At 65.5% G+C, this 8,778-nt stretch carries 10 protein-coding genes and 1 riboswitch; of the genes, 6 read left to right on the forward strand and 4 right to left on the reverse strand.

The features are described 5' to 3' along the window. Positions 1-2: 2 nt before the first annotated feature. Positions 3-662 (reverse strand): protein-L-isoaspartate O-methyltransferase, encoded by a 660-nt coding sequence (locus CXB49_RS21010; RefSeq protein WP_101710176.1) that lies wholly within the window; start codon positions 660-662, stop codon positions 3-5. 116 nt (positions 663-778) lie between these two features. Next, positions 779-926, forward strand: a riboswitch (TPP riboswitch). A gap of 77 nt (positions 927-1,003) precedes the next feature. On the opposite strand from CXB49_RS21010, the gene thiC reads away from it, so the two are divergent. The 4 genes from thiC (at position 1,004) to CXB49_RS21030 (ending at position 5,262) form a co-directional block, all read left to right on the forward strand. Then, positions 1,004-2,902: a phosphomethylpyrimidine synthase ThiC gene (gene thiC, locus CXB49_RS21015; protein ID WP_101710177.1), complete on the forward strand. Its 1,899-nt coding sequence runs from the start codon at positions 1,004-1,006 to the stop codon at positions 2,900-2,902. A 105-nt stretch (positions 2,903-3,007) separates the two neighbouring features. Further along, on the forward strand, positions 3,008-3,700 hold the full coding sequence (locus CXB49_RS21020) for a sporulation protein (protein WP_158300981.1): 693 nt from the start codon (positions 3,008-3,010) through the stop codon (positions 3,698-3,700). A gap of 74 nt (positions 3,701-3,774) precedes the next feature. Then, positions 3,775-4,014: a DUF2789 domain-containing protein gene (locus tag CXB49_RS21025; RefSeq protein WP_101710179.1), complete on the forward strand. Its 240-nt coding sequence runs from the start codon at positions 3,775-3,777 to the stop codon at positions 4,012-4,014. A gap of 120 nt (positions 4,015-4,134) precedes the next feature. Then, the gene (locus CXB49_RS21030; RefSeq protein WP_101710180.1) at positions 4,135-5,262 is read left to right on the forward strand and encodes a GGDEF domain-containing protein; all 1,128 of its coding nucleotides are present in this window, start codon (positions 4,135-4,137) and stop codon (positions 5,260-5,262) included. On the opposite strand, the gene CXB49_RS21035 is transcribed toward CXB49_RS21030, so the two are convergent. The 3 genes from CXB49_RS21035 to CXB49_RS21045 all read right to left on the reverse strand — a co-directional run bounded on the left by CXB49_RS21035 (position 5,259) and on the right by CXB49_RS21045 (position 7,461). Further along, positions 5,259-6,380, reverse strand: coding sequence for a GGDEF domain-containing protein (locus tag CXB49_RS21035; protein ID WP_101710181.1), 1,122 nt, complete (start codon positions 6,378-6,380; stop codon positions 5,259-5,261). The two genes, CXB49_RS21030 and CXB49_RS21035, sit on opposite strands and share 4 nt — an antisense overlap. Before the next feature lie 118 nt (positions 6,381-6,498). Next, positions 6,499-7,068 (reverse strand): PTS sugar transporter subunit IIA, encoded by a 570-nt coding sequence (locus CXB49_RS21040; protein ID WP_101710182.1) that lies wholly within the window; start codon positions 7,066-7,068, stop codon positions 6,499-6,501. 93 nt (positions 7,069-7,161) lie between these two features. Then, positions 7,162-7,461, reverse strand: a complete 300-nt coding sequence (locus CXB49_RS21045) for a hypothetical protein (RefSeq protein WP_101710183.1) — start codon at positions 7,459-7,461, stop codon at positions 7,162-7,164. Positions 7,462-7,605: 144 nt separating this feature from the next. Here CXB49_RS21045 and CXB49_RS21050 point away from each other — a divergent pair, with 144 nt between their 5' ends. Both CXB49_RS21050 and CXB49_RS21055 read left to right on the forward strand, forming a co-directional pair. Then, positions 7,606-8,325, forward strand: a complete 720-nt coding sequence (locus tag CXB49_RS21050) for an ABC transporter substrate-binding protein (protein WP_101710184.1) — start codon at positions 7,606-7,608, stop codon at positions 8,323-8,325. A 92-nt stretch (positions 8,326-8,417) separates the two neighbouring features. Further along, a complete protein-coding gene (locus tag CXB49_RS21055) occupies positions 8,418-8,777 on the forward strand; it encodes an EthD family reductase (RefSeq protein WP_101710185.1) in 360 nt (119 codons plus the stop codon). Position 8,778 lies beyond the last annotated feature (1 nt).

Genomic DNA, 8,778 nt, shown 5'->3' on the forward strand with positions numbered 1-8,778 from the left:
GATCAGAAACTGAAGCGGGCCGGCTCGACCGCCTGGAAGTTATGCAGGCGGCCGATACAGGTTTCGAACAGCGCGGTTTCGCGGAAGGCGGTGTCCGACTGGCGCTCGATCAGCGTGCAGCTCATCACCGGCAGGTCGCCGACGACCAGGATCAGGCGGCCGCCGACGGCCAGCTGGTCCTTCAGCTGTTGCGGCACCACCGGCAGCGAGCCGGCGACGACGATCACGTCGTACGGCGCTTGCGCCGGCAGGCCCAGCACGCCGTCGCCTTCGACCAGGGAGACGTTGTCTATGCCGGCCTTCTTCAGGCTGGCGGCGGCGCGTTCCTTCTGCGCCGGATCGATTTCCACGCTGACCACCTGCTTGCCGAGCTTGGCCAGCAGCGCGGTCATGTAGCCGTTGCCGGTGCCGATTTCCAGGATCTTGTCGGTCGGCTTGATCGCGGCGTCCTGCGCCAGCCGGGCTTCCATCTTGGGCTGCAGCATCTTGCCGCCGTTGGGCAACGGCAGTTCGGTGTCGACGAAAGCCAGCTGGCGCTGGCCGTCGGCGACGAAGTCCTCGCGTTTCACGTGAAACAGCAGATCCAGCACGGTGGTATCCAGAACGTCCCACGGGCGAATCTGTTGTTCGACCATGTTGAAACGGGTTTTTTCGAAATCCATCAACTTAAACTCCGGAGGGCTGGGAGTCCGCTCCGTCCGCGGGGGACATCGGCGGCGGCAAGGACTCGTATGATGACGATAACTTGCGATTATCCCATATTTGCCTTACCTTCACACAGCATCGCTAGGGGTCCTGCGCCTGGCGTTCGACGCGGATGACTACCGAAGTGTAGGACATCGGCTCGGATGGCAAGGCGCGGGTGAGAAATACCCTTGGAACCTGACCCGGATAATACCGGCGTAGGGAAGCGTCACCTGCCCTCTATGGCCGCGCCATATCCCGCAGCCGGTTCGTCCGGATCGCTCCTTGCGCCGTTTCATCGCATTTGGAGAACCGCCCGATGAACGCGCCCGTCAACAAGCAGATGGTGGTCGACGCCGCCGCCATTCAACCGCTGCCCAATTCCCGCAAGATTCATGTCGAGGGCAGCCGCCCGGACCTGCGCGTGCCGATGCGCGAGATCGTTCAGGCCGCCACGCCGACGCAGTTCGGCGGCGAAAAGAATCCGCCCATCTTCGTCTACGACACCAGCGGCCCGTACAGCGACCCGTCCGTCCGCATCGACATCCAGAGCGGCCTCGCGCCGTTGCGCGCCGGCTGGATAGCCGAACGCGGCGACTGCGAGCAGCTTGACGGCCTCAGCAGCGAATACGGCCGGGCCCGCGAGGCCGATCCCAAGCTCGCCGAGCTGCGCTTCAATCTGCAGCGCAAGCCGCGCCGCGCCAAGGCCGGCCGCAACGTCAGCCAAATGCATTACGCGCGCCAAGGCATCGTCACGCCGGAGATGGAATTCGTCGCCATCCGCGAAAACCTGAACCGCCGCGCCTATGTAGCCTCGCTCGAGGCCGCCGGCAACCAGCGTCTGCTGGAGCTGATGACGCGCCAGCACAAGGGCCAGAGCTTCGGCGCCCGCCTGCCGGACGAGATCACGCCGGAATTCGTCCGCGACGAGATCGCCGCCGGCCGCGCCATCATCCCGGCCAACATCAACCACCCGGAATCCGAGCCGATGATCATCGGCCGCAACTTCCTGGTGAAGATCAACGGTAACATCGGCAATAGCGCGGTCACCTCGTCCATCTCCGAGGAAGTGGACAAGATGACCTGGGGCATACGCTGGGGCGCGGACACCATCATGGATCTGTCCACCGGCAAGAACATCCACGAGACGCGCGAGTGGATCCTGCGCAACTCGCCGGTGCCGATCGGCACCGTGCCCATCTATCAGGCGCTGGAAAAGGTGAACGGCAAGGCCGAGGACCTGACTTGGGAAATCTTCCGCGACACGCTGATCGAGCAGGCCGAGCAGGGCGTCGACTACTTCACCATCCACGCCGGCGTGCGCCTGGCCTACGTGCCGATGACGGCGGGGCGGATGACCGGCATCGTGTCGCGCGGCGGCTCCATCATGGCCAAGTGGTGTCTGGCCCACCACCGCGAGAACTTCCTCTACACCCATTTCGAGGATATCTGCGAAATCATGAAGGCCTACGACGTGGCCTTCAGCCTCGGCGACGGCCTGCGGCCGGGCAGCGCCTGGGACGCCAACGACGAGGCCCAGCTGTCCGAATTGAAGACGCTGGGCGAGTTGACCGCGATCGCCTGGAAGCATGATGTGCAGGTGATGATCGAAGGCCCGGGCCATGTGCCGATGCAGCTGATCAAGGAGAATATGGACAAGGAACTGGAATGGTGCCACGAGGCGCCGTTCTACACGCTGGGGCCGCTGACCACCGACATCGCGCCCGGCTACGACCACATCACCTCGGCGATCGGCGCCGCGCAGATAGGCTGGTACGGCACCGCGATGCTGTGCTACGTGACGCAGAAGGAGCACCTGGGGCTGCCGAACAAGAACGACGTCAAGGAAGGCATCATCACCTACAAGCTGGCGGCGCACGCGGCCGATCTGGCCAAGGGGCATCCGGGCGCCCAGATCCGCGACAACGCCTTGTCCAAGGCCCGTTTCGAGTTCCGCTGGGAAGACCAGTTCAATCTGGGCCTGGACCCGGACAAGGCGCGTGAATTCCACGACGAGACGTTGCCCAAGGACAGCGCCAAGGTGGCGCACTTCTGCTCGATGTGCGGCCCGCACTTCTGTTCGATGAAGATCACCCAGGACGTACGCGAATACGCGGCCAGCCAGGGCATCAGCGCCCAGGACGCGCTGCAGCGCGGCATGACAGAAAAGTCGGTGGAATTCATTAAAGGCGGCAGCAAGTTGTACGATAAGGTGTAGACCATGAGCGTTTTTTGCTGTTTGTCATGATTTTGTTGGCATAGCATGGCGGCGGCCCGGCATGTTGCCGGGCCGCCTTCATTCAGGATCGCCAAGAACAAAATCATGCTGAAATCTCTTTTTGCCGCCATCGGCGTCGGCGGCGCCACCGTCGATACCCGCTTGCACAATCCCCGTCTGCGCCCTGGAGAACTGCTGCGCGGCGAAGTGACGGTCAACGGCGGCGCCATGGCGCAGGACCTGGTCAAGATAGAGTTGCAATTGCTGGCCGAGATCGACGGCGCCGGCCGGGAGCCGGCGATGCTGGCCAGCCTGCCGGTCTGCGGTCCGTGCCGGATTCCGGCCGGCTGCGAATGGCGGCTGCCGTTCCGGCTGGCGCTGCCGCCGGCGATGCCGGTCAACCATCTGCCGGGCCTGGCCGGCCGGCCGCCGTCGTGGCTGCATACCGATCTGGGCCTGCAGCGGCCGCGGGACGCCGACGCCGGCGGCTGGCTGCAGATCCTGCCGACGCCGCAGATGGAGGTCCTGCTGGACGCCTTCTCCCGGCTGGGCTGGGATTTGTTCGCCGCCGACGTCGCCGGCCCGGAGCGCCGGCAGATTTTCGAGCTGCGTCCGCGCGACGCCGGCTGGAACTGGCGCGCGATAGCGCTGGACTTCGCCGTCGAGCAGGGCGGGGCGACGCCGGTGCGGGTCGTGATAGCCGGCGGCGGCGGGGAGCACCGGCTGGCGCTGCTGCTGGACGCCGACTGGCGGCGGGCGGACTGGCTGGGCGAACTGAGGGCGCGGCTCGGACTCTGAACCGCCTGGAAGACCGGCAGCGTCGCCCCGGCTCCGGGTCTAACATGAAGGGTTTCCAGCCACAGGACGCTGAAATGGATACCAGCAATCACCTGTTGCCCGGCCTGTTCCGCCAGCTTGGCCTGCCCGACGAGCCGACCGCCATTCGCGCCTTCATCGCCAGCCATCCGCTGCCGCCGCGCACTTCGCTGGCCGACGCGCCGTACTGGACGCCGGCGCAGGCCGACTTCCTGCGCCAGGCGCTGGATTGCGACGCCGAATGGAGCGAGGCGGTCGACGAGTTGGCGGTCTTGCTGCAACAGCCCGAGCATTGAGTCTTTCTAATTCCGGATACTGGCCGGACGACATGATCCGCACGTAGAAACCGCATATGACATTGCATAGCCGGCGGGCGCTATATAGTTTTAATTAGGGGTCATGACACGGGGGCCGGTATGAAGCAGACTGACCAAACCCTGCTGGAGCAGCTGCGCATCACCGATTTCGAAATCGAGCAACGCAAGACGCTGTTCGATCTGAAGCCGCGCGACGAATTCCTGCTGCGCGCCGCCGGGGTGCTGATCGAATCGCAGCTGGACGATCTGGTGGCGCGCTTCTACGAGTTGCAGACCAGCACGCCGGAAATCGCGCTGCTGATCGGCGACGCCGACACGCTGCAGCGGCTGCGCAATGCCCAGCGCCGCTACGCGATCGACCTGTTCAGCGGCGTCTACGACCTGGAATACGTCAACAACCGGCTGCGGATCGGCTTGGTGCACAAGCGCATCGGCGTCGAGCCCAAGCTGTACCTGGCGGCGGTGCAGTCGCTGAAGACGCTGATGGTCGACCTGCTGGGCACGCAGATTCCCGATCCCGAAGTCCGCGACCACACGCTATTGGCGATGGACAAGCTGATGATGTTCGACGTGGCGCTGGTGTTCGAGACCTATATCCGCAGCCTGGTGGCGGAGATCGAGACCTCGCGCAACAAGTCGGAACAGTACGCGCAGGCGCTGGAGGAAAAGGTGGCGGTGCGCACCCGCCAGCTGGAGGAAATGTCGCGCACCGATCCGCTGACCGGCCTGTTGAACCGCCGCTACCTGGACGAGACGCTGACGCGGGTGCTGCGCAGCGCGCAACGCCGCCACGAGAAGGTGACGCTGGTGTATCTGGACGTCGACGACTTCAAGACCATCAACGACGGCCAGGGCCACCAGCGCGGCGACGAGATATTGCGCGGGCTGGGGGAGACCATCACCCGCATCACCCGGCTCGAGGACGGCTGCTTCCGCTACGGCGGCGACGAATTCTGCATCGTGCTGCCCAATTGCAGCCGCACCCAGGCCGAGGAGACCTTTGTCGAGCGGCTGCGGCTGGAATTGCACGCCATCCTGCCCGGCATCGCCATCAGCGCCGGCTGTGTCGAGACCGGGCCGGATGATTTCGCCACGCCGGAAACGCTGGTGGGCATGGCCGACCAGCGCATGTACGCGATGAAGCAGGTCCATCGCCACGAAAACGGCCATCATGCCTCCCCGGTCCCGGACGCGGAGCCGGGCGAGGAGGATGTCGCGGCGCGCTAGCCGCGGCAGACCCGGTTGCGGCCGGCCTGCTTGGCCTGGTACAGCGCCTGGTCGGCCTTCTGCTGGGCGCTGGCGAAGTCCTGCTGCCGGCACTGCCATTCGTAGACGCCGGCGGAGAAGCTGCAGCGCAGCTCCGGATGTTCCGGCAGCAGCGGCAGTTGGTGAAAGCGCAGCCGCAGCCGTTCCGCCACCTGATGGCCGGTATCGACGCCGGTGTCCGGCATCACCAGGCAGAATTCCTCGCCGCCGTAGCGTATCAGCAGGTCGTTGTCGCGCACGCCGTCGTTCAGCACGCCGGCCAGCGCCCGGATCACCTCGTCGCCGGCCGGATGGCCATAGCGGTCGTTGATGGCCTTGAAGTGGTCGATGTCCAGCATCACGATGGCGACGCTTTCTATCGACGCCTCCAGCGTCCGCAGCCAGTATTGCAGCGCGCGGCGGTTGCCGGTGGAGGTCAGCGGGTCGATGTTGGCGGCGTCCTCCAGCCGGCTGTTCTGTCTTTGCAGCACGATATTGAGGAAGCCGACGGCGCCGCACACCTGGGCGGCGGTGGCGAAGGTCAGCGCCAGATGGTGGACGCTGTCCTGATCGTGCGGCAGCGGCGCGAGGCCGTTCAGATGGCGCAGCAGGTCGGCGCCGTCGCGCCAGAGAAACAGCAGCGCGCCGATCAGGAACAGCAGCGCGGTGGGGCTGAAGCGGTGGTGGCATACCGTCCGTTCGGCGCGCTGGTACAGCCAGGCCGCCGTCAGGTACAGCAGCGGAATCTCCGAACCGTCCAATATCATCTTCAGCGTGGTCCACGGCACCCACTGGTTCAGGCCGGCGCAGGCGCCGAAGGCCAGCCACAGCCAGTTCGGCGGCCGTATGCCTATCAATCTGGCGATGATGGTCAGCTGCAGCGCGATGCCGGCGGCGCTCATGAAAGGGCCGATGGACTGCGTCAGCGGCGTTTGTCCCAGCGCCCTGCCTTCGACCAGCATGCCGGCGGACAGCAGCAGCGACGCTTGCAGCCAGCGGCGCCGCGGCCGCACCAGGTCCGCGCGCACGCTGTGCTGCCAGGTGATGACGCCGATGCTGGCAACGGCCAGCGAGACCATGATGAGCAGGAAATCAGACATGTGCGCCTTGTGCGGGGAGGGGCGGTTTTTGCTTCATCCTAGCAAAAATCGTCCACAGGCTGCGCATCCCGCCCGCCAAGGCGTCGAAAGGTCGCCGGCGAAAGCGCCGGGGCGGCGCTCAGAACCGGGCCACCACCTTGCGGCGTATGCTGTAGTCGGGCCGCAGGCTGGCCTCGGTGTCCAGGAAATAGCGGTTGCTGTCGAGCAGGAAGTGCGGGTCGTTGCCGGCGTCCGGATCGGCCCACAACTGGAACAGCCGGAACACCTGCTCCGGATGGCCGCAGCCGGCCAGGCTTTCGCGGAACGGCCGCTCGGCGAACATCCGCGCCGCCGCCGCCAGCAATTGCAGATGGGTTTCGCGCGCGTCGTGCGGCAGCAGCAGCAGCAGCAGGCTGTACACCGGTTCGCCGTCCGGCGCGTCGAACGGCAGGGCCCGCGCTAGGCGCAGGAACAGCGCATGGGTTTCGGCCAGGCCGGGGATGCGGGCGTGCGGCAGCGCCAGGCCGTGTCCCAGCGCGGTGCTGCCGGTATGTTCGCGCGCCAGCAGCGCGGTTTGCAGCGTCTGGGCGTTCAGCGCGTGGCGCTGGCCGAACTGGCGGGCGGCATAATCGAACAGCTGGCTTTTGCACGATATGTCCACATCCAGCAGGATGTCGCTGCTGCGGCAAACGTCGGGCAGGGTTTGCATGATGATGGTCTCCAAAAGGAAATGACAAGACCATGCTAGGCCGCCACGGCTAAATTGAAGCTAAAGAAACGGCGCGCCGGCGTAAAAATGCCGTTAACGCTTCTCGTCCTGCGGCTTGATCGCGCTCTTCAGCGCCGACGCCTGTTCCTTCAGCTTGTCCACCTGCTGTTTCACTTCCGGATTGTTCAGCGTGGCCGAACCTATCTGCTTGGCGGCGCCCAGCGCGTCGCTGGCCTGTTGTTGCAACTGGCCGAGCGGCGCGCTGGCGGTTTCCACGCTCTTGTGGACATTGCCGATGGCGGCCGAGGCCGCCTGTTGCAGCTGAGTGGTCTGTTGCTGGTCGCAGCCCGCGATGGCGAAGGAGGCGCACAAGGGGATCAGAATGGTACGCATGGGCAGGGTTCCGTTGCTGGGATATCAGGCTTAGAGTGCGCGACCCCCCGGTCGAGTTCCGGAACAGGGGCGGAGGCAGGCCGAAATGACACCCGTCGGACCTTGGCTATAGTGTAACGATCAGACGGAGTAGGGAGGCTCGCAATGAGCATCATGCGCGGGCGGCCCGGCCTGGCGCTGGCCGGCGGGCTGCTGTGGCTCGCGCTGGCCGATGCCGTGTCAGCCCAGACTTTGCGGCTGGTGAACCTGTCGCCGCTGGACGCGCCCAATATGCTGGCGATGCGCCATACGCTGGACGCGGTTTTCGCCGAGGCCGGCCTCGGCTACACGATACAGTACCTGCCGCCGGAGCGCGCGCTGGCCGCCTTCATGGCCGGGGAGTTCGACGGCGATCCCAACCGCGGTCCGCAGTTCCGCCAATTCTTTCCCGACGCGATCCGGGTGGAGCCGCACCTGCGTACCTCGTGGTATTACGCCATCAGCGCCTCGGCCGATGTCCGGCCGCGTTCCTGGGCCGATCTGGGCCGTTATCACATCGCTTTCCTGCGTGGCCTGCACGGCATCGATCTGATGACGCGCCACGTGCCCAGGCGCGAGATGCCGTCCAGCCAGGACGCCTGCATCCGGATGGCGCTGATCCGGCGCGTCGATCTGTGCGTCGTCTCCAGTCCGACCGCCGATCACTGGCCGCTGCAGGAAACATACGGCGCCGAGGCGCACGCCGCGGTTTTCGAGCACCTGAACATCTATCTGTGGATGGCGCCGAATCAGCGCGCCGTCGCAGACAAGCTGAGCCGGACGATGAAAGCGATGGCCGCCCGAGGCGAGTTGCAAAGGCTGATGGGGCCGTATCGCGCCGACTGATCCGAAACACGCGCCTGGCAATGATGACATTTGGTAAAACCGGCCGGCGGGAGTAATTTTGAGGCTTCCTACTCGTACCGTGGAGGCTTGCCATGATTACCGTCAGCGTCGTCTATCCGCAGTATGCCGGTGCCCGTTTCGATTTCGACTACTACATGCAAAAGCACATGCCGCTGGTGCAGCAGCTGCTGGGCAGCGCGCTGAAGGGCGTGCAGGTGGAGCGTGGCTTGTCGGGCGCCGAACCGGGCAGCGCGCCCGGCTATGTGGCGCAGGCCCAGCTGGTGTTCGAATCGGCAGAGGCTTTCGAGCGCGCCTTTGGTCCGGTGGCGGCGCGCATCATGGGCGACATCCCCAATTACACCGACATCCGGCCGGCCATCCAGCTGAACGAGCTGTTGCTGCAGGAGGCGCGCCAGGCCGGCGTCAGCGGCTGGTACGCCGGCGCGCAGTAGT

The sequence above is a fragment of the Chromobacterium sp. ATCC 53434 genome, assembly GCF_002848345.1.
Taxonomy (GTDB): Bacteria; Pseudomonadota; Gammaproteobacteria; order Burkholderiales; family Chromobacteriaceae; genus Chromobacterium.

Coding starts and splice junctions, on each gene's coding strand:
- CXB49_RS21010 (WP_101710176.1), bottom strand. CDS start 662: ATGGATTTCGAAAAAACCCGTTTCAACATGGTCGAACAACAGATTCGC.
- thiC (WP_101710177.1), top strand. CDS start 1,004: ATGAACGCGCCCGTCAACAAGCAGATGGTGGTCGACGCCGCCGCCATT.
- CXB49_RS21020 (WP_158300981.1), top strand. CDS start 3,008: ATGCTGAAATCTCTTTTTGCCGCCATCGGCGTCGGCGGCGCCACCGTC.
- CXB49_RS21025 (WP_101710179.1), top strand. CDS start 3,775: ATGGATACCAGCAATCACCTGTTGCCCGGCCTGTTCCGCCAGCTTGGC.
- CXB49_RS21030 (WP_101710180.1), top strand. CDS start 4,135: ATGAAGCAGACTGACCAAACCCTGCTGGAGCAGCTGCGCATCACCGAT.
- CXB49_RS21035 (WP_101710181.1), bottom strand. CDS start 6,380: ATGTCTGATTTCCTGCTCATCATGGTCTCGCTGGCCGTTGCCAGCATC.
- CXB49_RS21040 (WP_101710182.1), bottom strand. CDS start 7,068: ATGCAAACCCTGCCCGACGTTTGCCGCAGCAGCGACATCCTGCTGGAT.
- CXB49_RS21045 (WP_101710183.1), bottom strand. CDS start 7,461: ATGCGTACCATTCTGATCCCCTTGTGCGCCTCCTTCGCCATCGCGGGC.
- CXB49_RS21050 (WP_101710184.1), top strand. CDS start 7,606: ATGAGCATCATGCGCGGGCGGCCCGGCCTGGCGCTGGCCGGCGGGCTG.
- CXB49_RS21055 (WP_101710185.1), top strand. CDS start 8,418: ATGATTACCGTCAGCGTCGTCTATCCGCAGTATGCCGGTGCCCGTTTC.